Source organism: Pseudomonas sp. R3-41 (assembly GCF_054161485.1).
Window position 1 is genome coordinate 140,256 of sequence record NZ_CP096421.1, and the last position, 22,677, is coordinate 162,932.

Genomic DNA, 22,677 nt, shown 5'->3' on the forward strand with positions numbered 1-22,677 from the left:
CCGCTCGGCTGCGCAGCGGCCGTCATTTTGCGAGTCCGCTGCCTGACCTGGGAAACGATGGGGACCGCTTCGCGGTCCAGCGGGAGCAAGCTCCCTCGACACAAAAGATTGTTCGCTCCAGCTTTGCGTTGTTCCTACATCTGCGTCGCCATCCCCTCCACATTCATGGCCGCCTGGCGCAACGCCTCCGAGCGGGTAGGGTGGGGGTGGCAGGTCAGGGCGATGTCCTCGGCCGAGGCGCTGAACTCCATGGCCACGCAGTACTCACCGATCATCTCGCTGACGCTCGGGCCCACCAGGTGCACGCCAAGGATTTCATCGGTGCGTTCATCGGCCAGGACCTTGGCGAACCCTTCGGTCTCGTGGTTGATCTTGGCCCGGCTGTTGGCCGTGAACGGAAACTTGCCGACCTTGTAGGCCCGGCCTTCAGCCTTGAGTTGTTCTTCGGTCTTGCCGACGCTGGCCAGTTCCGGGCGGGTGTAGATGACGCTGGGGATCAGCCCATAGTTGACCTCGGCGGCCTTGCCGGCGATCTGTTCGATGCAGGCCATGGCTTCGTCTTCGGCCTTGTGGGCCAGCATCGGTCCGGCCGTCACGTCGCCAATCACCCAGACGCCGGGCGCTTCGGTGCGGTGACGCTGGTTGGCGAGCATGCCGCGTTTGTCGGTGCTCAACCCGACGTTCTCCAGTCCCAGCCCTTGCGTGTAGGGGCGACGACCGATGGCGACCAGCACATAGTCGGCGTCCAGGGTCTGTGCTTCTCCGCCCGACGCCGGTTCGACCTGCAATTGCACGCCGCTGGCCGAAGTAGCGGCGCCGGTGACCTTCGCACTCAACCTGAATTGGATGCCTTGTTTAGCCAAGGCCCGTTGCAAGGTCTTGCCAGCTTCGGCGTCCACCCCCGGGCAGATGCGATCCAGGTATTCCACCACGGTGACCTGGGCGCCCAGGCGCCGCCAGACCGAGCCCAGTTCCAGGCCGATCACACCAGCACCGATCACCACCAGATGCCGGGGCACCTCACCCAGGGACAAGGCGCCGGTGGAATCGAGGATGCGTTGGTTATCTATGGTCACGCCTGGCAGCGGCATGGGCTCCGAGCCGGTGGCGATGACGATGTCCTTGGCGCTCAGTTCGGCCTTGGTCCCATCGTCAGCGGTGACGGTCACCTTTCCCGGCCCGTCGATGTGGCCCCACCCTTTGATCCAGTCGACTTTGTTCTTGCGAAACAGAAACTCGATGCCTTTGGTCAGGCCCGCCACGCTGTTGTCTTTCTGCTTCATCATTTGCGCAAGGTTGAGCGTGGGGCTGACTTCAATGCCCAGGTTGGCGAACTCCGCGCCTGTGGCCGCTTCGTACAGTTCCGAGGCATGCAGCAGCGCCTTGGAGGGCATGCAACCAACGTTCAGGCAGGTGCCGCCCAGGGTCGCTCGGCCTTCGACGCAGGCGGCCTTCAGTCCCAACTGCCCGGCCCGAATCGCCGCGTTATACCCGCCAGGGCCGCCGCCCAGAATGACCACGTCGTAGTTGCTCATCGCTGTTCTCCCGCTTGGCCTGAGAAAAATTATGCTCGTAATATGAGCGTTTCCGGAGATTTCGGTCAAGGCTTAAGTCAAGCGGCCAGCGGGGCCTTGCCATGAAGAATTCAAAACGGAAATTTCACAGCAATCGTTATAAGGTAACGACCTATAACAGAGTGTCGGTGGCGTCTGCCCACGGGCCCGGATTTTGATCGCCACAAGTGCTGGGGTGGTATGCAAGTCGATCTAGCTATCGAGGGGGCACAAGTCGCCGAATGGCCGCGTTTTCAGCAAGCGTCGTTCCAAGGGCGCCGCTTGAAACGGATCGCCTTCGCCTTGGGAAGCGTGGCGGGCGTGGGCCTGGTACTGGCGTTTTTCATCGGGGTGTTTTCGCCGCAATCACTGTGGCCAGCCTTGTTGGTCAGCCAAGGCGCGGGGCTACTGGTGCTGGTGGCAGGCTTGCAATCGGCCTGGTGGGTGACGTTATGGCGCAGCAAAGCGCTGTTGCCGGCTGTGGATAACCTGCCGATTGAAAACGTGCCTGTTGATAACCTGGGTTGGTATGAGCGGTTGCTGGACCGCATCGGCGCACGCTCGGTCGGCCTGCTCAAGCAAATCGGTGCGCCTGCGCTGTGGCTGGCCGGTTGGGCGGTGCTGGTATTACTGAGCCTGGAGCAAGCCTGGGACTTGCAACTGCCCGCTGCCACCCTCGGGGTCTCGGCCAGTGTGGGGGCGGTGCTGTCGTTGTTGTTGGCGTTCGGGTTATTGGTATTCGAGCGGCAATTGGCTCAGCAATCCACGGCGCAATGGCCGGAAGCGCCGGCGCTGGCGCAACTGACCCGAGTGGCGATCATCGGGCTGGTGCTCGGTGCCTTGTGCTTGCTGTTCGCCACCGAAACGTCTCTCTGGCCGCTGCGCCTGGCGGTACTGATGGGGCTGTTGCCAGGGTTGGTGGCGGCAGAGTTGTTGCTGCGCGCGGTGCTGTCGTTGTTTATTCCGCGCCGGGACAGCCTGGAACCGACGCTGCTGGGGCGCAGCGTCATCGCCGATCTGCTGCGCTGGCCGCCGCAACCGTTGCTAGCCTTGCAGCATGAGCTGCACAACCGTTTCGGCATCGATCTGCGCCAGGTCTGGGCCTTCAGCTACATGCGCCGGGCTATTTTGCCGGTGTTGGCGCTGGTGGCGCTGGTGGGCTGGTTGTTGACGGGCGTACATGAGGTGCCGCTGCAAGGGCGGGGCATCTATGAGCGTTTCGGTAAACCGGTAGAAGTATTCGGCCCCGGCTTGCACGTCGCGTTGCCTTGGCCGTGGGGCAGGGTGCTCAACGTCGAGAACGGTGTTGTGCATGAGTTGGCGACCAGCGTCATGGATAACCAGGCGGTAGTCGAGGCTGCGCCGGCGGAAGGCCCGGCGCCGGCAATTGCCAATCGGTTGTGGGACGCCAGCCATGTGAACGACAAATCCCAGGTCATTGCCAGCCGTCGTGCCGATCAACAGAGCTTCCAGATCGTCAACATGGACGTGCGGTTTGTCTATCGCATCGGCCTGACTGACGCCGCGGCATTGGCGGCGACCTACAACAGCGCCGATGTGCCAACGCTGATCCGCAGCACCGCTAGCCGCATCCTGGTGCATGAATTTGCTTCGCGCACGTTGGATGGTTTGCTGGGTGCGGACCGTGTCAGTCTGGCCGACGAAATTGGTCGCGCCGTGCAGGCGGATTTGCAGTCGCTCGACAGCGGTGTGGAAATCCTGGCGACGGTGGTGGAGGCGATTCATCCGCCGGCCGGTGCAGCCAATGCCTACCACGGCGTGCAGGCAGCGCAGATCGGCGCCCAAGCATTGATCGCCCGGGAGCGTGGTGCGGCGGCGGAACAGACCAACCAAGCGCAGTTGCAGGCCAGCATCGCCCATGACCAGGCCACTGCCACGGCCCAGGAAATAAACGCGACCGCCCGGGCGGCCGATTTGCGTTTCAGCGCCGACCGCAAAGCCTACGCCACGGCGGGGCACGCTTTTATGCTGGAACACTATTTGAGCCAACTGAGCCAGGGCCTCGGCGATGCCCAGTTGCTGATTCTCGATCATCGCCTGGGCGACGGCGGCAACGCGCCGACCATCGACTTGCGTACCTTCGCGCTGCCGGCCGACCCCGCGTCGCCGCGTAACCCTGCCTCACCAGGAGCTGCCCATTGAGCCAGTCCTCTTCACACGGTCACCACGACCACGCCGGTCACGATCACGGCCATGGCGGTCATCACCACGGCCATCATCACCACCCTCACGGCGATCCGCAGCAAGCCGGTCCGTTTCCTTGGCGACGGATGGGCTGGGCGGCGCTGCTGGTGGCATTTGCCGTCGCGGCCGCGAGCCTGGTGCAGGTGCGTTCGGGGGAGGCCACGGTCATTACCCGTTTCGGTAATCCGGCCCGGGTGTTGCTGCAACCCGGCCTGGGGTGGCGCTGGCCGATGCCGTTCGAGGCGGCGATCCCGGTGGACCTGCGATTGCGTACCACATCCAGCGGCCTGCAGGACGTCGGTACCCGCGACGGACTGCGGATTATCGTCCAGGCGTATGTGGCTTGGCAGGTGCAGGGTGATCCGGACAACGTGCAGCGTTTCATGCGCGCAGTGCAGAACCAACCGGACGAAGCGGCGCGACAGATCCGCACGTTTGTCGGCTCGGCGCTGGAAACCACGGCCGCCAGTTTCGACTTGGCGAACCTGGTCAACACCGATGCCAGCCAGGTGCGCATCGCCGATTTCGAAGCCCAGCTGCGTCAGCAGATCGATCAACAATTGCTCACTACTTACGGCGTGCGTGTGTTGCAAGTCGGCATCGAGCGCTTGACCTTGCCCTCTGTGACACTGACCGCAACGGTGGATCGCATGCGAGCCGAGCGCGAGACAATCGCCACCGAGCGCACCGCCATCGGCAAGCGGGAAGCGGCGCAGATTCGCTCCGCCGCGGAACGTGATGCCCGGGTGGTGCAAGCTGATGCAACGGTGAAAGCTGCCGATATCGAAGCGCAGTCCCGGGTAGAAGCGGCCGAGATTTATGGTCGGGCATACGCTGGCTCCCCGCAGCTCTACAACTTGCTCCGTTCGCTGGACACCTTGGGCACCATCGTCGGTCCTGGCACCAAGCTCATTTTGCGCACCGATGCCGCGCCGTTCCGTGTGCTGGTGGACGGCCCTGCTTCCGTGGAAGGCAAAGGTGGAACACAACCATGAGTGTGGTTCCACGTGGAACAAATGAGTTATCCAGTCCGTGGATCCAGGCCGGGCGCCTGGCGTTCCTGGCGCTTTACGCCGTGACGGTGTTGGCGGCGTTGGCTTGGGTTTTTTCCAATGTGCGGCAAATCGATCCGCAGAATCGCGCGGTGGTCCTGCATTTTGGCGCCTTGGATCGCGTCCAGAATGCCGGTCTCTTACTGGCGTGGCCGCGTCCCGTGGAGCAAGTGATCCTGCTCCCAGCCGCGGATCGGGTGCTTGAGCGGCGGGTGGAAAATCTGCTGCGCTCGGATGCGGCCCTGCAAGCCGATCGTGTCGCCAGTTTCGCCACGCCGGTCAGCGATGCGTTGGCCGGTTCTGGTTATTTATTGACCGGTGATGCCGGCGTGGTGCAACTGGATGTGCGCGTGTTTTACAAAGTCACCGACCCTTACGCTTTCGTCTTGCAAGGCGAACATGTCCTGCCGGCACTGGATCGGTTGGCGACCCGCAGTGCCGTGGCGCTGACGGCGGCCCGGGACCTCGACACTATTCTGGTGGCGCGCCCCGAACTGATGGGCAGCGATAACCAGGCCGCCGAACGGCGCGAACGCTTGCGGGGTGATCTGGTGCAAGGGCTTAACCGACGCTTGGCTGATTTGGCGGCGACAGGGCAGGGGCTGGGCATCGAAGTGGTGCGGGTCGATGTGCAATCGAGTCTGCCGGGGCCGGCGGTGAGTGTGTTCAATGCGGTGCTGACCGCCAGCCAGCAGGCCGACAAAGCCGTTGCCAACGCCCGCACCGAAGCGGAAAAACTCACCCAGGCCGCTCGCCAAGACGCAGACCGTGCCGTGCAAGTCGCCCATGCCCAGGCCAGCGAACGGCTCGCCAGGGCTTCGGCCGACACGGCCACGGTGCTCGGCCTGGCGAAGACCCAAGGCAGCGATTCGCAAATGCTGCTGCGCCTGTATCGCGAACGCATGCCCGCCATCCTTCGACAGGCCGGTTCAGTGACCACGGTCGACCCAAAAGACGATTCTCGTCTGATCATCCAGGGAGCCGGCCAATGAGCGCCCAAACCCCCGCAGCACCGATGTTGTCCTCGGCGGAACAACGCACCGCAGTTCGGCAATTGACCTTGGCAATGGTCGCCCTCGGCTTGCTCGCATTGGGCCTGGCATGGCGCGGCTGGTCGCCGGAGCAGAGCGGTGTCAGCCAACTGCTGTTGGGGTTTGCCTCGCTGTTGGTGGCCGTGCCGGTGATGCGTTCGGCCTGGTACAGCTTGCGTTACCCAAGCCTGCACGGGATCACTGACCAACTGATCGCCCTGGCGATGCTCGGCGCCTGGGCCACCGACGACCTGCTGACGGCGGCGTTACTGCCGATCATCATGATCTTCGGCCATGTGCTGGAAGAGCGCAGTGTCATTGGTTCCCAGGAAGCGATCCATGCCCTTGGCCAATTGACCCGCAGCCAAGGTCGCAAAGTGCAGGCCGATGGCTCGATCATTGATGTCGACAACGCGACTCTCCAGCCTGGCGATGTCGTCGAGGTGCGCGCCGGCGACCGAGTGCCGGCCGATGGCCGGGTGTTGTCTGGCCAGGCCAGCCTCGACACCGCGCCCATCACCGGTGAATCGGTGCCGCTGGAGGCGGTCGTTGGCACCGAGGTCTATGGCGGGGCGATCAATCTGGATGGCCTGCTGCGCCTGGAAGTGACCCGCACCGGCGAAGAATCCACCCTGGGCAAAGTCATTGCCCTGATGCAAAACGCCGAACGTTCCAAGCCACCCATTACCCGTTTGTTGGAGCGCTACGCCGGCAGCTATTTGGTATTGGTGTTGTTGTTGGCGGCGGTGACTTGGTTCGTGACCAACGATGCCCAGGCGATGTTGGCGGTATTGGTGGCGGCGTGTCCTTGCGCGTTGGTGCTGTCGGCGCCAGCCACGGCCATTGCCGGCATTGCGGTGGCGGCCCGCCACGGGATCCTGATCCGCAGCTCGGCCTTCCTGGAAGAGCTGGCGGACCTGACCTCGTTGGTGGTCGATAAGACCGGCACCTTGACCTACGGCGTGCTGCGTCTGCAATCCATCGAACGTGCCCAGGATGCCCACGCATCATTGTTGCTGCCATTGGCCGCCAGCCTGGGTTCGGCCAGCAGTCATCCGGTCAGTCGTGCATTGGCGGGGTTGGTGGAACAGGAAAATGGCCTGCCGCTGTGGGATATCCGCGAGCGCCAAGGGCTGGGTGTGGTCGCCATGACCGCACAGGGGGAAGCGGCCCTCGGTCGGCCGGAATTGTTTGCACAGCTGGGCATTCAAACATCGGCGATCCCTGAGCACGACGGTCCGATTGCCGGGCTGGCCTTGGACGGGCAATTTCTTGCCTGGCTACTGCTGGCCGATAGCGTCAAGCCGGAGGCGCAGATGGCCATGGCTGAACTGCGGGACTTGGGTCTGGGCCGCCAGCTGCTGTTGACCGGCGACCGCCAGAGCGTGGCCGCGACCCTGGCCCGGGACGTCGGCATCGGCGAGGTGCAAGCCCAGGCCTTGCCGGAAGACAAACTTGAACGGGTCATGGCTGAAATCGACCATGGGTTCCGCCCCATGGTGGTAGGCGATGGCATCAACGATTCCCTGGCGCTCAAGGCCGGGGTGGTAGGTGTGGCCATGGGCGCGGGCGGTGCCGACATCGCCCTGGCGTCGGCGGACATCGTGTTGATCGGCAGCGACCTGCGGCGCCTCGGCACCTGCGTGCGGTTGAGTCGCCAGTGCCGACGCACGCTGCAGGTCAACGTGATCATTGGCTTGGGTTGGACGTTGGCCATCGTTGCTTTTGCCGCTTTCGGTTGGCTTGGCGCGGCGGGGGCGATGATCGCAGCGTTGCTGCACAATTTGAGTACGCTGCTAGTCTTGGGTAATGCCGGGCGCTTGCTGCGCTTCCATGAGCCATTGCTCAAGGTCCAAGCGAAAGGCACCGTTGGATAGCTCCAGGCGAACTGTGCGTCACACGCGCAGTCTGCTGTTGGAGAGGGCATACCGCCGCGGGACTTACCCGTCACAGGGAGTGTTATGGGACAGCGATAGAAAAAGGCTATAAATTCGATAGCCAGCTATTTTTCTAACATGGTCTACCCTCATTTCAGACGTCTGAAACAAGGGGGATTATCCATGCTCGCGCAACTTCCACCGGCCTTACAGAATCTGCATCTCCCGCTTCGGCTGCGGCTCTGGGATGGCCATGAATTTTCATTGGGTGCCGATCCCAGCGTCACGATTGTGGTCAAGGACCCACAAATGGTCGCGCAATTCACCCACCCCAGCCTGGACGCATTGGGGGCGGCGTTTGTCGAAGGCAAGCTGGAACTCGAAGGTTCGATCCACGAAGTCATTCGGGTCTGCGATGAATTGAGCCAGGCATTGGTGGAGGATGATGCCGGTAACCAGCCGGTACGTTCCGTCCACGACAAGGAAACCGACGCCAAGGCGATCTCCTACCACTACGATCTTTCCAACGCGTTCTATCAGCTGTGGCTCGACAGTGACATGGTCTATTCCTGTGCCTACTTCGAGACGGGCAGCGAAACCCTCGAACAGGCCCAGCAAGCCAAATTCCGTCATCTGTGCCGCAAGCTGCGATTGCAGCCAGGCGATTACCTGCTGGACGTCGGTTGCGGTTGGGGCGGTCTGGCGCGATACGCCGCGCGGGAGTTCGGTGCCAAGGTCTTCGGTATCACCCTGAGCAAGGCGCAGTTGGCCCTGGCCCGGGAACGGGTCAAGGCCGAAGGCCTGGAGGGTCAGGTCGAATTGCAACTGCTGGATTACCGCGACCTGCCCCAGGACGGCCGCTTCGACAAAGTGGTCAGCGTCGGCATGTTCGAGCATGTCGGCCATGCCAACCTCGAGCAGTACTGCAAGACGTTGTTCGGCGCCGTGCGAGAGGGTGGGTTGGTGATGAACCATGGCATCACCGCCAAGCACACCGATGGGCGTCCGGTCGGTCGCGGCGCTGGCGAGTTCATTGAGAAGTACGTATTCCCCAACGGTGAGTTGCCGCACCTGTCGATGATTTCCGCGCAGATCAGCGAAGCCGGGCTAGAGATTGTCGACGTGGAAAGCCTGCGCATGCACTACGCACGCACCCTCGATCACTGGAGTGAACGCCTGGAGGACAACCTTGAGGCGGCGTCCAAGGAAGTGTCGGAGCAGGCGTTACGGATCTGGCGACTGTACCTGGCCGGCTGCGCCTACGCGTTCGCCAAGGGCTGGATCAATCTGCACCAGATCCTGGCGGTGAAGGCACACGCCGACGGCAGTCACGAGTTACCCTGGACCCGGGACGATCTTTACGTCCCTTAAAGAATCGGCGAAATAAGCCGGGCGATTCGCATGCCGATCTTCTGCAGGCGGTGGGTCTCCCGGCTTTCCTGTTTGTCGATTTCCTGGGCCTGGGCGAAGTCCTCTTCAAGCATCTGCTCGACCTCGCTGGCGAACGGAATATCCACGGTGAGCAGCATGACTTCGAAGTTCAAGCGGAACGAACGGTTGTCCAGGTTCGCACTGCCGATGGCGCTGATTTCCCGGTCGATCAGCACCACTTTCTGGTGCAAGAAACCCGGCGCATAACGGAACACCCGCACGCCGGCCCGAACCGCTTCAAATGCATACAGGCTGGACGCTGCGTAGACGATCTTGTGATCGGGCCGTGAGGGCAGCAGGATGCGCACATCCACGCCGCGCAGTACCGCCAGGCGCAAGGCGGCGAACACCGCTTCGTCGGGGATGAAGTATGGCGTGGTGATCCACACGCGTTCGCTGGCGGCGTGAATGGCCTCGACAAAAAACAACGAGCAGGTTTCATAGTCATCGGCCGGGCCGCTGGCCAGCAACTGGCACAGTACACCGTCGTCTGGGTAGCTGTCTGGCAGGATCAATGGAGGCAGCAAACGGGCCGCCCAGAACCAGTCTTCGGCGAACGACTCCTGCATGCTTGCCACCACCGGCCCGCGCACTTGGACGTGGGTGTCGCGCCACGGCGCCAAGGGTGGTTTTTCGCCCAGGTATTCGTCACCGACGTTGTGCCCGCCGACGAACCCCTGCACACCGTCCACTACCACGATTTTGCGATGGTTGCGAAAGTTGACCTGGAACCGATTGAGCCAGCCACTGCGGGTGGCGAACGCTTTTACATGGACGCCGCCGTCGCGCAAGGCTTGCACATAACGGTGGGGCAGGGAGTGGCTGCCGATACGGTCGTAGAGCAGATACACCACCACGCCCTCGGCGGCTTTTTTCAAGAGCAGTGTGTGCAGGCGTTGACCGAGGCGGTCGTCATGGATGATAAAAAACTGAATCAGCACGGCCTGTCGTGCCTGGTCGATGGCCTGGAAAATCGCTTCGAACGTGGCATGGCCGTTGACGAGCAACCGCACCTGGTTATTCGCCAGGCACGGTGCGCGCCCCAGTTTCGGCATGGCCCGCAATGAAGCGTAGGCCTGGGAGGCGCGAGCGGTCAGGGCTTCTTCGACCCACGGCCGCCAGTTCAGCTCTGAGATCGCCTTGCGCATTTCCTCGTTGGCTTGCCGGCGCGCCTTGATGTAGCCATCGAAGGTGCTGCGGCCGAACACCAGATATGGAATCAACGTCAGGTAGGGAATGAAGGTCAGCGACAGGGCCCAGGCAATCGAGCCTTGGGCGGTGCGTACCGTCAGTACGGCATGGACAGCGGCGATGGAACCCAGGGTATGGAGCAGCGCGATCAGGTAACCGAAAACATGCGGGCCGAAATAATCCATGGGGCAGCCTTGCTCCTGAAGTTTCAATGCTTAACAGACCATGTTCCAAGGTGAATGTCGCTATTTAATTCACAGGTCTTGGCCCTGAACCGAAGCCTGTCGGTGGCGTCTAACGGCCACTTGTCCTCTGGAGTTTGTGCAATGAATGTTCGTCTGCTGGGTGTGGCCTTGGCGATGGGTTTGTCGGTTCCGATGGCGGCTCAGGCGCAGATGCTCCAGCCGGGTTTGTGGGAATTGACCACTAGCAACATAAAGGTCGATAACCAGAACCTGCCGGACCTGCAACTGATCCTCGGCCAGTTGCAAACCCAGATGACCCCAGAGCAACGGGCGATGCTGGAAAAGCAGGGGATCACCATGGGCGGTAAAGGTATTCGCGTGTGCCTGACCCCGGCGCAGGTGCAGACCAATGATATTCCGCTGCAAGACCCGCAATCGGGTTGCAAGCAGCAGATTACCGAGCGCACCGGCAATCAGTGGAAGTTTCGCTTCAGTTGCCCGAAAGCCCAGGGGAATGGGATCGCTACGTTCCAGAGCGATCGTGAATTCACCACCAAGGTCAACGGTACTTTTAACGCCACCGGCATCCAGCAGAATGGCAGCCTCGACACGCGCGCGGTGTGGCTGGGGCAGGATTGCGGAACGGTCAAGCCGAGGGCTTGAATCGTAAACGTAATCTCTTGGTGAACCTGTGGGAGCAAAGCTTGCTCGCGATGCGGGCAACTTGGTTTATCGCCAAGCGCGTCATCGTTCATCGCGGGCAAGCCTTGTTCCCACAAGTGCTTGGTAAGGGCAGCCTTACCACAAGTGCTTGATCAAGGCCGACTCAGCGCCTCATACAATGTATTGAGGTTGTACTCGAACAGGCCAGTGAACGTACTGGCCGGTCCGCTGGCGGCGAGTGCATCGGAGTACAGCGTGCCACCGATGTGGGCGCCGCTCTCGTCGGCGATCTGCTTGAGCAGGCGCGCGTCCTTGATGTTTTCCATGAACACCGCTTTGACCTTCGCCTGACGAATCTGGGTAATCAACGCCGCAACTTCTGCCGCCGAGGGTTCACGCTCGGTGGACAAACCCTGGGGCGCCATGAACTCGATGCCGTAGGCCTGGCCCAGGTAACCGAATGCATCATGGGACGTCACGATCTTGCGATTACCGGCAGGCAATGCGCCGAGCTTGGCCTTGGCTTCGGCGAGCAGGGCGTAGATCTTCTTCAGGTACGCCTGGCTGTTGCGTTCGTAATCGGCTTTGTTGGCCGGGTCGGCCGCTTCCAGTGCCTTGGTGATGTTGCTGACGTACAGCTCGGCGTTCGCCAGGTTGTGCCACGCGTGCGGATCGGGAATGGTCTCGCCATCCTCCTCCAACGACCGCGGAATAACGCCGCGGCTGGCGCTGATCACCGGGGCGCTGGTTTCGGTGCTGGTCACCAGGCGGTCCAGCCACGGCTCGAAGCCCAAGCCGTTCTTGATGATCAGTTTTGCCTTGAGCAATGCCTTGGCGTCGTCTGGCGTGGGTTCGTAGGTGTGTGCATCGGCGTCCGGCCCGACCATGTTGGTGATTTGAATATGCTCACCGCCGACCTGCCGGGTCATGTCGGCGAGGATGCTGAAACTGGTCACGACCTGAAGTTTTTCGGCGGCGGACAGGGACATGGACAGCATCAGACTGAGTAGCACGAGCAGAACGCGCATCGGGAGACACCTCATTGGGATGTGAGCAAAGGCGGGCGGCGCAGTAAACCGTGCACCGGACCGAACACCACCGACAACAGATACAACACGCCTGCCACCAGAATGATGGACGGCCCGCTGGGCAGTGAGTAATAGAAGGACAGCAACAGGCCAAGCCAGACCGAGAGGCAACCGAGCAGCCCGGCGATGAGCATCAGCAGCGGCAGACGACGGCTCCAGAATCGCGACGCGGCGGCCGGCAGCATCATCAAGCCGACCACCATCAGTGCGCCGATGGCCTGGAAGCCGATCACCAGGTTCAGCACCACCAAGGTCAGGAACACGCCATGGGCCAACGGACCGAGACGACTGACGGTTTGCAGGAACAGCGGGTCCAGGGTATCGAGCAGCAACGGTCGATAGATCAACGCCATCGCCACCAGGCTGGCGCCGGAAACCCACAGCATGCCGTTGAGTGTCGGTCCGTCTACCGCCAAGGCCGAGCCGAACAGCAGGTGAAGCAAGTCCAGGCGTTTGCCCGCCATGCCAAGGATCAGCACACCCGCGGCCAAAGAAATGGGATAAATCGCCGCGAGGCTGGCGTCCTCTCGCAGGCCGGTGCGGCGGGTAATCCAGGCGGCGAGTCCGGCCATGCTCAAGCCCGCGCCCAGGCCGCCAATGGTCAACGCTGGCAGGCTTAGTCCGGCAAACCAGAAGCCCAAGGCAGCGCCAGGCAAAATGCCGTGAGCCACCGCGTCACCAATCAAGCTCATGCGCCGAAGAATCAAGAACACACCCAACGGCGCCGTGCTGCACGCCAACACCAGGCCGCCCAGCAAGGCCCGACGCATAAAGACAAACTCTAGGAAGGGTTGCCAGAAATGCGTGGCCGTGAGCATCAAGCCACCCACGTTTGGGGTTGTTGGGCAATCAAGTCGATACTGCGACCCAGCACGCAGCCAGTGTTTTTGATCAGCAGCGTATGGGGGACATGTTGGCGTACCGCTGCCAAATCATGACACACCACCACGATCGTTCTGCCCGCGGCATGCCATCGATGAATGTGTTTCCACAGCAGCGCCTGGCCTTGTTCGTCGAGGGCGGCGTGGGGTTCGTCGAGCAACAGCAAAGGCGCTTCGGCCAGGCTCAGGCGAGCGAGCAGGGCGCGTTGCAACTCGCCCCCGGACAACGCCATCAAGGGACGATGTTCAAGGCCGCTCAGTGCCCAATCCTTGAGTACGGTTTGCAGCAACTGTCTTCGCATCGCAGGCGTGTGCCGATTGCCCCAGGAACCGGCGGCCACCAGTTCTTGCAAGCTGATGGGAAATTGCCGATCCAGATGTTGCTGCTGTGGCATGAATGAGACGCCGCCACGTCGTGGAACATTTAGAGCGACCTTGCCGGAGAGCGGTTTTTGCAGTCCTGCGAGCACTTTCAGCAAACTGCTTTTGCCTGAGCCGTTGGCACCGATGATGGCGGTGAGGCTGCCTTCCGGTCGCTCCATGGCGAGCGGCGGCGTGAGCGGTTGGCCGGAAATGCCCCAGCGCAGTGCTTGGCAGTTGATCATGATAGGTCTCGGTTCCAACGGCTTTGAGCCACGGCGTCATGGGCATGGAGGCTTTCGGCATGAACGACGCGTACCTCCAGGGCAGTGATCCCGGGGGACCGGGCCAGGGCCGTGCTCAGTCGCCGCGCAGCGTCTTCGCAGAACATCAGGTTTTGGCCGTTGGCCAGGGCGAATGCTTGTTCATCGGCGCGTTTGACGGCGGTCTGCACAGCGGTGCCGAGGGCTGCTTCGGCTTCGTCGATGAACGACTGTAGGGGCAATTCCTCAACATCGGCGTCCAGGCGCAGGGTCAGGGTTGCGGTACTACGCTGGCTATGTGGGGTGGCGACGATCCCATTCGATGAACCCAACCAAGCCAGAATTTCAGCGTGCTCGAGTTTCTTGTTGGCGAAATCGTCGACGAATTGCTGCTGAATTAACTGCCGCGAAAGGGCGGCCGAGCATGGGCAAGTCGAGGAATAGGGAATCTGGATTTTCAGTTCCACGTGGAACATTGTGTTTTTCAAATGAGCTTCAATGCTCACCGGATAGCCTTTCCAGCCCATCAACGGGCTGATTAACGCCGGACGCTTGAGCAGCAGATCGATGTGCACGCTGAGCGAAGCCGCAACGGACAAACCTTCATGACTGTCGAGGAATTGCTTCAGGATTTGGCGCATTAGCGATGGTGAAAGTGGCCTTTCCTCAAGCAACCCTAGCGCCAGGTATAAACGTGACATGTGGATACCGCGTGCTTCACCGTCATCAAGGCTGACGCCGGCGTCGGCCGTCGCACTTAGACGCTGACCGTCAATCAATACCGGTGTTGCGATGCCACACATGCCCACCCAATCAAGGGGCAGGGTTTGACGTGAAACCTGCGCAGCCACGTCGGGCAACGTTAACGCATTCATGGCTGAGACCCATCGAAGGTTCAAAATTAGATGTTATAGTATAACGGTATAATTAAAGAAGCCTTTTTCCATGAAGGGAGTTTCATCTTCCTAAACGTTCATGTTCCACGTGAAACATCAGCGCGGTGAAGCCTGACAGCCGTTCATACGGCCGCATACAAATGATCCGCCGCTACCGCCCGAGCTTGAAAAGCGATTAAGGGTTGTCCAGCCCACACGCCGGCTGTAGCCAACCCAACTTTCTCCATCCGATGCCAAGCCCGTAAAGAACGTAAGCTGACCGTAACGGCTGTTTGTTTGCGCCCAATAGCGGCGACCGACGGCTTCAAAACCGCGCAAATAAATTGTATTTCCCGCGGTCGCGACGCTGTAGGCATTGCCTTGTTCATCCACGCAGGCCAGCAAATTCGCGCTTCGGGTGCAGTTCGCCAATAGTGGACTTTGGGCCGCCGCACTCAGCGCCCATAGCAAAAGCGGACCCGCCAAAACAAATTTCAGATGGTTGCGCATGGATTGATCTCGGGCCAATGAGAGCCGGCGGGGCTGGTTGAATAGTGTTGTTATACTATAACATAAAAAGAACCAGGCCCTGAACCCAGCCAAACCCTGGAAACGAGCCGTCGTCGAAGCGGCCGCCCGATGAGGATATACCGATGCCCAATCGCCTACCCGTAACCGTGCTTTCCGGATTTCTCGGTGCCGGTAAAAGCACGCTGCTCAACCACGTCCTGCGTAATCGCGACAATTTGCGGGTCGCCGTAATCGTCAACGATATGAGCGAAATCAACATCGATGGCAGCGAAGTCCAGCGAGATGTCACCCTGAGTCGTTCCGAAGAGAAATTGGTCGAGATGAGCAACGGCTGCATCTGCTGCACGCTGCGTGAGGACTTGCTTGAAGAAGTCGGGCAGCTCGCCAGGGAAGGGCGTTTCGATTACCTGTTGATCGAATCCACGGGGATCTCCGAGCCGTTGCCCGTGGCGGAAACTTTCACGTTTCGTGATGAAGAAGGCCGAAGCCTGGCCGACGTGGCGCGACTCGACACCATGGTCACGGTGGTTGATGGGGTGAACTTCCTGTTGGATTACCAAGCTGCCGAAAGCCTGGCCTCAAGGGGCGAAACCTTGGGAGAAGAAGATGAGCGTTCGATCACCGATTTGCTGATCGAACAGATCGAGTTTGCCGACGTCATTCTGATCAGCAAGATCGACTTGATCAGCCAGCACGAGCGGGAAGAGTTGAGCGCGATTTTGCGGCGCCTCAACGCCCAGGCACAGATCATTCCCATGGTCATGGGAGAGGTGCCCCTGGGCCGAATTCTCGACACGGGGCTTTTTGATTTTGAACGCGCCGCCCAGGCGCCCGGCTGGCTACAGGAACTGCGTGGCGAACATGTGCCAGAAACCGAGGAATATGGCATCGCCTCGACTGCCTACCGTGCCCGCCGGCCGTTCCATCCCCAACGGTTCTTCAGCTTCATCGACCGTCCGTGGCCCAACGGCAAGCTCCTGCGTTCCAAGGGTTTTTTCTGGCTGGCCAGCAAGCCTGAGGAGGCGGGCAGTTGGTCCCAGGCGGGTGGCTTGATGCGGCATGGTTTCGCCGGGCGCTGGTGGCGGTTCGTGCCGAAGAATCAATGGCCGCAGGATGAAGAGAGCACGGTGACAATCATGAAGAACTGGCTGGCCGCCACGGGCGATTGTCGCCAGGAACTGGTCTTCATTGGCCAGGACATCGATTTTGCCCAACTTACCGCTGAGCTGGACGATTGCCTGCTCACCGATGCGGAAATGGCCCTCGGCGTTGAAAGCTGGCGGCTGTTGCCCGATCCGTTCGGCCCATGGCATGAAGGGGTCGCAGCGTGATGCTGGCGCCGGCTTTGAAAAAAATGATGCAGGTCCGGCAGGTCCAAGGCGACACGCCAGGCATCTTCACGAAGATCCTGGAGGACGGCACCAACCTGGCAGTCTGGCAGCGGCAGCTTCCTGCACACATCGGCGATTTTGCCGCCATGGTGCTGGCGATGGACCAGCCACTGGCCGAATCCCGTGTGCTCGACTTGCCAGAGGAAGACACCCAGCCGGCGCTGCACGGCCTGGCTGCGGGTTTCAGCGACCTGCAGGGCTATGAAGGCTTTATCGCCGATGTTTCCTGGCTCGTCAGCGCGTTTACCTGCCTGCTGGGCGCCCAACGTGTCGGTTTGCGTCTACGCACCCTGGATAAGGCCATGTGCCCGCGCTTCCATGTCGACCACGTGCCGGTGCGGTTGCTGACTACCTATGCGGGTGTCGGTAGCCAGTGGCTTAAGGAAGAGGTCATGGACCGCCGGCGCCTGGCACAGCCTGAAGCCGGGCCGGTTGATCCGCGCGTGATCCAGCAGTTTGGTTGCGGTGATGTCGGCTTGCTTAAAGGCGAGAAATGGCACGGTAATGAGGGGTTTGGCCTGATCCATCGCTCGCCGGAGCCCGCGCCGGGAGAGCGTCGCCTGATTCTCACGCTGGACTGGCTGGCTTAAGGCTTGAGCCAAGTTCCCTGGCTTTTCCCCTCACAAAATGGCTGCAGGTAAGCGGCATCGGTCGCCACGCCGTAATAGTGAATATCCTGGCGGTAAGGCATATTGGCGACCTGGGCGTTGCTGCACACGCCGAACGCGCCGCCAGGGCATTGATCGACGTATTGCACCTCGACTTTCTGGCCGGCAAGGTTTGGCTGGCAGAAACCGTCGGCAAACAGCTTCTGCGGGATGTTGCGGTTCTGCTGGCAGACTTTCACATCCAGTCGTTCCGCCTGGCTGTGGATCACACAGGCCTGGGCCAATGCCTGGTTCGACGTCAATGCCAGTAACAACCAGCCGATCATCCGCATGTTCACCTCCATCGAAAGTCGTCGATTATGTTGCAGCACATTCCCACCCATGTCATCGCCGGTCCCTTGGGCGCCGGCAAGACCAGCCTGATCAGACATCTGCTGGCCCAACGCCCGGCCAATGAGCGCTGGGCGGTGCTGATCAATGAGTTTGGCCAGATCGGCCTGGATGCCGCGCTGCTGACCCAGGCTGGCGATGGTATCGCACTGGGCGAAGTGGCCGGCGGCTGCTTGTGCTGCGTCAATGGCGCGCCGTTTCAGATCGGTCTTGGGCGTTTGCTGCGCAAGGCCCGGCCGGATCGGCTGTTCATCGAACCCTCGGGCTTGGGACATCCGGCGCAGTTGATGCGGCAGTTGAGCGAAGCGCCATGGCTCGGCGTGCTGGCGGTGCAACCCTGTGTGCTGGTGTTGGATGCCCGGGCGATGGTGGACGGCAAGCCCTTGCCCGATGCACAGCAACAAGCCTTGGCGGATGCCGGACTGCTGGTGCTGAACAACTCCGACACCCTCACCCAAGCCGATCGCGAACGGTTGACGGCTCAACTGCCAGGGCGGGCGTTGTACTGGACGCAACAGGCTGCGCTGCCGATCGATCGATTGCCAGGCCTTGCGGCTCGGGGCAGTGGGGCTGTGGATAACTTGAATCTACCGAAGCGCTTGGGCCAGATACCGGCCATCTGGCCCGACCCGACGATGCCGATCTGTTTGTATCAGCAGCAGGAAGGTGGCTGGAGTATTGGTTGGCGCTGGCACCCCAGCCAGCAATTCGACGCAGCGGCATTGACGCGATGGCTACAAGGCCAAGACTGGAAACGGGCGAAGATGGTTATCCACAGCCTCGACGGTTGGGTTTCAGCCAATGCGTTAGAAGGGGCGGCGCTGGGCTGGCAGGCCAGCGAATGGCGCCAGGATTCCCGGATCGAGCTGATTTTCGATCAGCCGCAAGACGTCGATCACCTGCAAGCCGGTCTGGCGAACTGCCGGTGTGCCTGAATCAACCCTGTTTCAAGGCTTCCACTTGTTGTGTTCCTGGCGCCACTGGCTCAACTCGATGACTTCGGCCCTGGGCCTGGTCTGGACCGGTTCAATAGGGGTTGGTGGTGTTTCTTCGAACGGCATCGGGTAGGGCGCCAGTTCTATGTGTGCGCTGTGGGCACCGAACTGGGTGATGGTGCCCGAATGGCGGCTTTCGCCGGTGACGGTGAACTCGAAGGTGTAGACGCGAGCCAGGCGTCGTCGACCATTGGCGTCCTTTACGAAGCCGATTTTTTTCAGCGCCACGTTGCCGTCCAGCAGCTCGATCTTGAGGTTGGCGCAATGCTGCATGACCCTCGCCAACGCCCGTTCGCGCAAGCCATGGTTGTGCCACAGCCAGGCGCCGCCGCTAGCCAGCAGCATCAGCACGAAAATATTTCCAAGGGTCAGCATGAACGAAGTGCTCCGACAAGTTGCTGTCAGCTTAACTGTCTCGCCGGTCTGTCGTACAGGCTGCGTTTAGTCGCATACTGCGCGGCTTGAATTTCAATCGTTTTACGGAAACTTCCCGCATGAAACGTACGCCTCATCTGCTTGCCATTCAGTCCCACGTGGTGTTCGGGCACGCCGGCAATAGCGCCGCAGTGTTTCCGATGCAGCGGGTCGGTGTGAACGTCTGGCCGCTCAATACCGTGCAATTTTCCAATCACACCCAGTACGGCCAATGGACCGGCGAGGTGCTGGCGCCCGAGCAAATACCTGCATTGGTAGAAGGCATCGCCGCCATCGGTGAGCTGGGGCATTGCGATGCGGTGTTATCCGGTTACCTGGGCAGCGCGGCCCAGGGGCGGGCGATTCTGACGGGCGTGGCGCGGATCAAGGCGGCCAATCCAAAGGCGCTGTACCTGTGTGACCCGGTCATGGGGCATCCAGAGAAAGGCTGTATCGTGGCGCCCGAGGTGAGCAAATTTCTCTTGGAAGAAGCCGCTGCCGTGGCGGACCTCATGTGCCCGAACCAACTGGAACTGGACAGTTTTTCCGGGCGCAAGGCGCAGTCGTTGCTGGACTGCCTGGCGATGGCTCGCGCGCTGCTGGCCCGTGGCCCGAAAGCGGTGCTGGTCAAGCACTTGGCCTACCCCGGCAAACCCGATGACAGCTTCGAAATGCTGTTGGTGACCGCCGAGGGCAGTTGGCACCTGCGCCGTCCACTGTTGGCTTTCCCGCGCCAGCCGGTGGGTGTGGGTGACCTGACCTCGGGGTTGTTCCTGGCACGGATACTGTTGGGGGACAGCCTGGTGGCGGCGTTCGAATTCACCGCCGCTGCGGTGCACGAAGTGCTGCTGGAAACCCAGGCCTGCACCAGCTATGAACTTGAACTGGTCCGTGCCCAGGACCGGATCGCCCATCCACGGGTGCGGTTCGAGGCGGTGCCGATCAGCCTCTGATCAATGCAGGCCATGCGAGCCTGCTCGCGATAGCGGTGTAACAGCGACATTGATAGTGAATGTGATGCCCCTTTCGCGAGCAAGCCCGCTCCCACCTACTCGAGTTGGGTGTCGATGGCCCGCGACAAAGGCACTCGGTTAACTGTGGGAGCGGGCTTGCTCGCGAAAGGGGCGACTCGGTCGAATGGACAGTCGCTCCAGTTAAGGCCCGTCCGCCTTGATCTCCTGGTAGCGCCTCTCCAGTTCCTGGCGAATCTGCCGCCGTTGCTGGGCTTGTTCGTAGCGGCGCTTTTCTTCGCTGTTTTGCGGCTGCAAGGGCGGCACGGCAGCGGGTTTGCGCTGGTCATCCACCGCAACCATGGTGAAGAAGCAACTGTTGGTGTGACGCACCGAGCGTTCGCGAATATTTTCGGTCACGACTTTGATGCCCACTTCCATCGACGTGTTGCCGGTGTAGTTCACCGAGGCCAGGAAGGTCACCAGTTCGCCGACATGAATCGGCTCGCGGAAGATCACCTGGTCAACCGACAGGGTCACCACGTAGCGCCCGGCATAGCGGCTGGCGCAGGCGTAGGCGACTTCATCGAGGTATTTGAGCAAGGTGCCGCCATGGACATTGCCAGAGAAGTTGGCCATATCGGGGGTCATCAACACCGTCATCGACAGCTGGGCGTTTCCGGGTTCCATAACGTACTCACGGTTCAAGGCAGTCATTCGGGAGTGCACCTCTGCGGATGCTGGTGAGTGGCCTGCAAACAGGTCACCCCGTTTTAAAACCACCGATATCGGGACGCTGCGCCTGTGCTTGCCGTCACGCGCCGATGGATCTGTTTCCATATATTGCACCGTCTTTTTGTCGGAAGTCGCGGTGTTACCCTTCAAAAGCCCTTCGCGAGGGCAATTCCTACAGCGGAAACGGATTTCTCCAGCTCGGTCGTGCGTCATTTGAACAGGGAGCCCCGACATGCATGCCATCAGTTTCATCCAGGATCTGGCGATCATCATGATGGCTGCGGGGCTGGTAACCGTACTCTTTCATCGTTTCAAACAACCGGTGGTACTGGGCTATATCGTGGCCGGCTTCATCATTGGCCCGCACACGCCGCCGTTTGGTTTTATCCACGACGAAGACACGATCAAGACCCTGGCCGAGCTCGGGGTGATCTTCCTGATGTTTTGCCTGGGGCTGGAATTCAGCCTGCGCAAACTGTTCAAGGTCGGCGCCACAGCCTTCATCGCGGCGTTTCTCGAAATCGTGTTGATGACCTGGATCGGCTATGAAATCGGTCGCTGGTTCGAGTGGAGCACCATGGACTCGCTGTTTTTGGGCGCGATCCTGGCCATTTCCTCCACCACCATCATCGTCAAGGCCCTCAACGACCTGAAGATGAAGAACGAGCGCTTCGCGCAGTTGATCTTCGGGGTGTTGATCGTCGAGGACATCCTCGGTATCGGCATCATCGCCTTGCTGTCGAGCATTGCCGTCAGCGGCACCGTGAGCTCCGGCGAGGTGTTCTCCACCGTTGGCAAGTTGTCGCTGTTCATGATCGTCGCGTTGGTCATCGGCATTCTGCTGGTGCCGAGGTTGCTGGCCTACGTGGCGAAGTTCGATAGCAATGAGATGCTGCTGATTACCGTACTGGGCCTGTGTTTCGGCTTCTGCCTGCTGGTGGTGAAGCTGGAATACAGCATGGTGCTCGGGGCATTCCTGATCGGTGCAATCATGGCCGAGTCCCGGCAACTGCTGAAGATCGAGCGGTTGGTGGAGCCGGTGCGCGATCTGTTCAGCGCGATCTTCTTTGTCGCCATCGGGCTGATGCTCGATCCGGCGATATTGCTGCAATACGCCTGGCCGATTGCGGTGATCACGGGCGCCGTGGTGCTTGGCAAGATGTTGTCGTGCGGCCTCGGTGCCTTTATCGCCGGCAACGATGGGCGCACCTCGTTGCGCGTTGGGATGGGTCTTTCGCAGATCGGCGAATTCTCCTTCATCATCGCGTCGCTGGGGATGACCTTGCAGGTCACCAGCGATTTCCTCTACCCGGTAGCGGTCGCCGTCTCGGTGCTGACCACACTGCTGACGCCTTACTTGATCCGGGCCGCCGACCCGCTGTCCGTCAAGTTGGCAACGGCCATGCCGCAACGGCTGACGCGAGTGCTGGGGATGTATGGCGAATGGCTGCGTAGCATCCAGCCCCACGGCGAAGGTGCGATGCTGGCGTCGATGATCCGGCGGATTCTCCTGCAGGTAGGCGTCAACCTGGCGTTGGTCATCGCCATTTTTGTCTCGGGGGGATATTTCGCCGAGCGGATGTCGGCTTACCTGCAAGCCTGGATCAGCGATCCGAGCTGGCAAAAAGCATTGATCTGGGGTGGGGCGTTACTGCTGTCGCTGCCGTTCCTGATCGCTGCTTACCGCAAGCTCAAGGCATTGTCGATGTTGCTGGCGGAGATGGGCGTGAAGCCGGAGATGGCTGGCCGCCACACCCAGCGCGTGCGCCGGGTGATCGCCGAAGTGATCCCCATTCTCTCGCTGCTGGTGATTTTCCTGCTATTGGCAGCCTTGTCGGCCAGCATCCTGCCGACCAACAAGTTGCTCGTACTGATCGCCGTGGTGGCGACTGCCGTGGCGGCACTGCTTTGGCGTTGGTTCATCCGCTTGCATACGCGGATGCAGGTGGCCTTGCTTGAAACCCTGGACAACCACAAGGAGTCGTCCGGGCATTGACCGGCAGCGGGG

At 61.0% G+C, this 22,677-nt stretch carries 21 protein-coding genes; 11 read left to right on the forward strand and 10 right to left on the reverse strand.

The window, feature by feature from the left end:
- Positions 1 to 134 precede the first annotated feature (134 nt).
- Positions 135 to 1,535 (reverse strand): dihydrolipoyl dehydrogenase, encoded by a 1,401-nt coding sequence (gene lpdA / locus M1D99_RS00645; protein WP_458131255.1) that lies wholly within the window; start codon positions 1,533 to 1,535, stop codon positions 135 to 137.
- Positions 1,536 to 1,754: 219 nt separating this feature from the next.
- Here lpdA and M1D99_RS00650 point away from each other — a divergent pair, with 219 nt between their 5' ends.
- From M1D99_RS00650 to cfaB, 5 genes are all read left to right on the forward strand, one after another.
- Positions 1,755 to 3,716, forward strand: coding sequence for an SPFH domain-containing protein (locus tag M1D99_RS00650; RefSeq protein WP_458131256.1), 1,962 nt, complete (start codon positions 1,755 to 1,757; stop codon positions 3,714 to 3,716).
- Positions 3,713 to 4,753, forward strand: a complete 1,041-nt coding sequence (gene hflC / locus M1D99_RS00655) for a protease modulator HflC (protein WP_186706496.1) — start codon at positions 3,713 to 3,715, stop codon at positions 4,751 to 4,753. The genes M1D99_RS00650 and hflC overlap by 4 nt, the downstream gene beginning before the upstream one ends.
- A complete protein-coding gene (hflK, locus tag M1D99_RS00660) occupies positions 4,750 to 5,802 on the forward strand; it encodes a protease modulator HflK (protein WP_458131257.1) in 1,053 nt (350 codons plus the stop codon). The genes hflC and hflK overlap by 4 nt, the downstream gene beginning before the upstream one ends.
- A complete protein-coding gene (locus M1D99_RS00665; RefSeq protein ID WP_434573444.1) occupies positions 5,799 to 7,718 on the forward strand; it encodes a heavy metal translocating P-type ATPase in 1,920 nt (639 codons plus the stop codon). The genes hflK and M1D99_RS00665 overlap by 4 nt, the downstream gene beginning before the upstream one ends.
- Positions 7,719 to 7,901: 183 nt before the next feature.
- Complete coding sequence (gene cfaB / locus M1D99_RS00670) at positions 7,902 to 9,089, forward strand: C17 cyclopropane fatty acid synthase CfaB (RefSeq protein ID WP_434573446.1); 1,188 nt, start codon at positions 7,902 to 7,904, stop codon at positions 9,087 to 9,089.
- Here cfaB and cls read toward each other — a convergent pair.
- Positions 9,086 to 10,525, reverse strand: coding sequence for a cardiolipin synthase (gene cls / locus M1D99_RS00675; RefSeq protein WP_458131258.1), 1,440 nt, complete (start codon positions 10,523 to 10,525; stop codon positions 9,086 to 9,088). The genes cfaB and cls overlap by 4 nt on opposite strands.
- Positions 10,526 to 10,666: 141 nt before the next feature.
- Here cls and M1D99_RS00680 point away from each other — a divergent pair, with 141 nt between their 5' ends.
- Complete coding sequence (locus M1D99_RS00680) at positions 10,667 to 11,188, forward strand: DUF3617 domain-containing protein (protein WP_434573450.1); 522 nt, start codon at positions 10,667 to 10,669, stop codon at positions 11,186 to 11,188.
- Positions 11,189 to 11,340: 152 nt separating this feature from the next.
- On the opposite strand, the gene M1D99_RS00685 is transcribed toward M1D99_RS00680, so the two are convergent.
- The 5 genes from M1D99_RS00685 to M1D99_RS00705 form a co-directional block, all read right to left on the reverse strand.
- The gene (locus M1D99_RS00685) at positions 11,341 to 12,216 is read right to left on the reverse strand and encodes a metal ABC transporter substrate-binding protein (protein ID WP_434573452.1); all 876 of its coding nucleotides are present in this window, start codon (positions 12,214 to 12,216) and stop codon (positions 11,341 to 11,343) included.
- An 11-nt stretch (positions 12,217 to 12,227) separates the two neighbouring features.
- The gene (locus M1D99_RS00690; RefSeq protein WP_434573454.1) at positions 12,228 to 13,094 is read right to left on the reverse strand and encodes a metal ABC transporter permease; all 867 of its coding nucleotides are present in this window, start codon (positions 13,092 to 13,094) and stop codon (positions 12,228 to 12,230) included.
- Positions 13,094 to 13,762, reverse strand: coding sequence for a metal ABC transporter ATP-binding protein (locus M1D99_RS00695; RefSeq protein ID WP_458131259.1), 669 nt, complete (start codon positions 13,760 to 13,762; stop codon positions 13,094 to 13,096). The genes M1D99_RS00690 and M1D99_RS00695 overlap by 1 nt, the downstream gene beginning before the upstream one ends.
- Positions 13,759 to 14,655 carry a GTP cyclohydrolase FolE2 gene (gene folE2 / locus M1D99_RS00700; RefSeq protein WP_458131260.1) on the reverse strand — a complete coding sequence of 299 codons (897 nt, stop codon included), beginning with the start codon at positions 14,653 to 14,655 and terminating at the stop codon, positions 13,759 to 13,761. Before folE2 ends, M1D99_RS00695 begins: the two co-directional genes overlap by 4 nt.
- 117 nt (positions 14,656 to 14,772) lie before the next feature.
- Positions 14,773 to 15,165, reverse strand: coding sequence for a glutamine synthetase (locus M1D99_RS00705; RefSeq protein WP_434573460.1), 393 nt, complete (start codon positions 15,163 to 15,165; stop codon positions 14,773 to 14,775).
- A 143-nt stretch (positions 15,166 to 15,308) separates the two neighbouring features.
- On the opposite strand from M1D99_RS00705, the gene zigA reads away from it, so the two are divergent.
- Complete coding sequence (zigA, locus tag M1D99_RS00710; protein ID WP_458131261.1) at positions 15,309 to 16,517, forward strand: zinc metallochaperone GTPase ZigA; 1,209 nt, start codon at positions 15,309 to 15,311, stop codon at positions 16,515 to 16,517.
- A complete protein-coding gene (locus tag M1D99_RS00715; RefSeq protein WP_458131262.1) occupies positions 16,517 to 17,167 on the forward strand; it encodes a DUF1826 domain-containing protein in 651 nt (216 codons plus the stop codon). Before zigA ends, M1D99_RS00715 begins: the two co-directional genes overlap by 1 nt.
- Here M1D99_RS00715 and M1D99_RS00720 read toward each other — a convergent pair.
- Positions 17,164 to 17,517, reverse strand: coding sequence for an NADH:ubiquinone oxidoreductase (locus tag M1D99_RS00720; RefSeq protein ID WP_458131263.1), 354 nt, complete (start codon positions 17,515 to 17,517; stop codon positions 17,164 to 17,166). The genes M1D99_RS00715 and M1D99_RS00720 overlap by 4 nt on opposite strands.
- A gap of 27 nt (positions 17,518 to 17,544) precedes the next feature.
- On the opposite strand from M1D99_RS00720, the gene M1D99_RS00725 reads away from it, so the two are divergent.
- Positions 17,545 to 18,510, forward strand: a complete 966-nt coding sequence (locus M1D99_RS00725) for a CobW family GTP-binding protein (RefSeq protein ID WP_458131264.1) — start codon at positions 17,545 to 17,547, stop codon at positions 18,508 to 18,510.
- A gap of 12 nt (positions 18,511 to 18,522) precedes the next feature.
- Here the strand turns inward: M1D99_RS00725 and M1D99_RS00730 are convergent, their stop codons facing one another.
- Positions 18,523 to 18,945, reverse strand: coding sequence for a DUF3301 domain-containing protein (locus M1D99_RS00730; RefSeq protein WP_250965395.1), 423 nt, complete (start codon positions 18,943 to 18,945; stop codon positions 18,523 to 18,525).
- A gap of 119 nt (positions 18,946 to 19,064) precedes the next feature.
- Here M1D99_RS00730 and pdxY point away from each other — a divergent pair, with 119 nt between their 5' ends.
- Positions 19,065 to 19,937 (forward strand): pyridoxal kinase PdxY, encoded by an 873-nt coding sequence (pdxY, locus tag M1D99_RS00735; RefSeq protein WP_250965394.1) that lies wholly within the window; start codon positions 19,065 to 19,067, stop codon positions 19,935 to 19,937.
- Positions 19,938 to 20,138: 201 nt separating this feature from the next.
- Here pdxY and M1D99_RS00740 read toward each other — a convergent pair whose 3' ends face one another.
- A complete protein-coding gene (locus M1D99_RS00740; RefSeq protein WP_047226692.1) occupies positions 20,139 to 20,624 on the reverse strand; it encodes an acyl-CoA thioesterase in 486 nt (161 codons plus the stop codon).
- Between the two features lie 277 nt (positions 20,625 to 20,901).
- Between M1D99_RS00740 and M1D99_RS00745 the strand changes: the two genes are divergently transcribed.
- A complete protein-coding gene (locus M1D99_RS00745; RefSeq protein WP_458131265.1) occupies positions 20,902 to 22,665 on the forward strand; it encodes a cation:proton antiporter in 1,764 nt (587 codons plus the stop codon).
- Positions 22,666 to 22,677: the final 12 nt, after the last annotated feature.

Excerpts from the sequence above, each read along its gene's own strand:
- M1D99_RS00695 (WP_458131259.1), bottom strand. The coding sequence starts at position 13,762 with ATGATCAACTGCCAAGCACTGCGCTGGGGCATTTCCGGCCAACCGCTC.
- M1D99_RS00705 (WP_434573460.1), bottom strand. The coding sequence starts at position 15,165 with ATGCGCAACCATCTGAAATTTGTTTTGGCGGGTCCGCTTTTGCTATGG.
- M1D99_RS00725 (WP_458131264.1), top strand. The coding sequence starts at position 17,545 with ATGTTGCAGCACATTCCCACCCATGTCATCGCCGGTCCCTTGGGCGCC.
- M1D99_RS00720 (WP_458131263.1), bottom strand. The coding sequence starts at position 17,517 with ATGCGGATGATCGGCTGGTTGTTACTGGCATTGACGTCGAACCAGGCA.
- M1D99_RS00690 (WP_434573454.1), bottom strand. The coding sequence starts at position 13,094 with ATGCTCACGGCCACGCATTTCTGGCAACCCTTCCTAGAGTTTGTCTTT.
- folE2 (WP_458131260.1), bottom strand. The coding sequence starts at position 14,655 with ATGAATGCGTTAACGTTGCCCGACGTGGCTGCGCAGGTTTCACGTCAA.
- zigA (WP_458131261.1), top strand. The coding sequence starts at position 15,309 with ATGCCCAATCGCCTACCCGTAACCGTGCTTTCCGGATTTCTCGGTGCC.
- M1D99_RS00665 (WP_434573444.1), top strand. The coding sequence starts at position 5,799 with ATGAGCGCCCAAACCCCCGCAGCACCGATGTTGTCCTCGGCGGAACAA.
- M1D99_RS00745 (WP_458131265.1), top strand. The coding sequence starts at position 20,902 with ATGCATGCCATCAGTTTCATCCAGGATCTGGCGATCATCATGATGGCT.
- M1D99_RS00680 (WP_434573450.1), top strand. The coding sequence starts at position 10,667 with ATGAATGTTCGTCTGCTGGGTGTGGCCTTGGCGATGGGTTTGTCGGTT.
- M1D99_RS00685 (WP_434573452.1), bottom strand. The coding sequence starts at position 12,216 with ATGCGCGTTCTGCTCGTGCTACTCAGTCTGATGCTGTCCATGTCCCTG.
- M1D99_RS00740 (WP_047226692.1), bottom strand. The coding sequence starts at position 20,624 with ATGGAACCCGGAAACGCCCAGCTGTCGATGACGGTGTTGATGACCCCC.
- cls (WP_458131258.1), bottom strand. The coding sequence starts at position 10,525 with ATGGATTATTTCGGCCCGCATGTTTTCGGTTACCTGATCGCGCTGCTC.
- M1D99_RS00715 (WP_458131262.1), top strand. The coding sequence starts at position 16,517 with ATGCTGGCGCCGGCTTTGAAAAAAATGATGCAGGTCCGGCAGGTCCAA.
- M1D99_RS00650 (WP_458131256.1), top strand. The coding sequence starts at position 1,755 with ATGCAAGTCGATCTAGCTATCGAGGGGGCACAAGTCGCCGAATGGCCG.
- lpdA (WP_458131255.1), bottom strand. The coding sequence starts at position 1,535 with ATGAGCAACTACGACGTGGTCATTCTGGGCGGCGGCCCTGGCGGGTAT.
- cfaB (WP_434573446.1), top strand. The coding sequence starts at position 7,902 with ATGCTCGCGCAACTTCCACCGGCCTTACAGAATCTGCATCTCCCGCTT.
- M1D99_RS00730 (WP_250965395.1), bottom strand. The coding sequence starts at position 18,945 with ATGCTGACCCTTGGAAATATTTTCGTGCTGATGCTGCTGGCTAGCGGC.
- pdxY (WP_250965394.1), top strand. The coding sequence starts at position 19,065 with ATGAAACGTACGCCTCATCTGCTTGCCATTCAGTCCCACGTGGTGTTC.
- hflK (WP_458131257.1), top strand. The coding sequence starts at position 4,750 with ATGAGTGTGGTTCCACGTGGAACAAATGAGTTATCCAGTCCGTGGATC.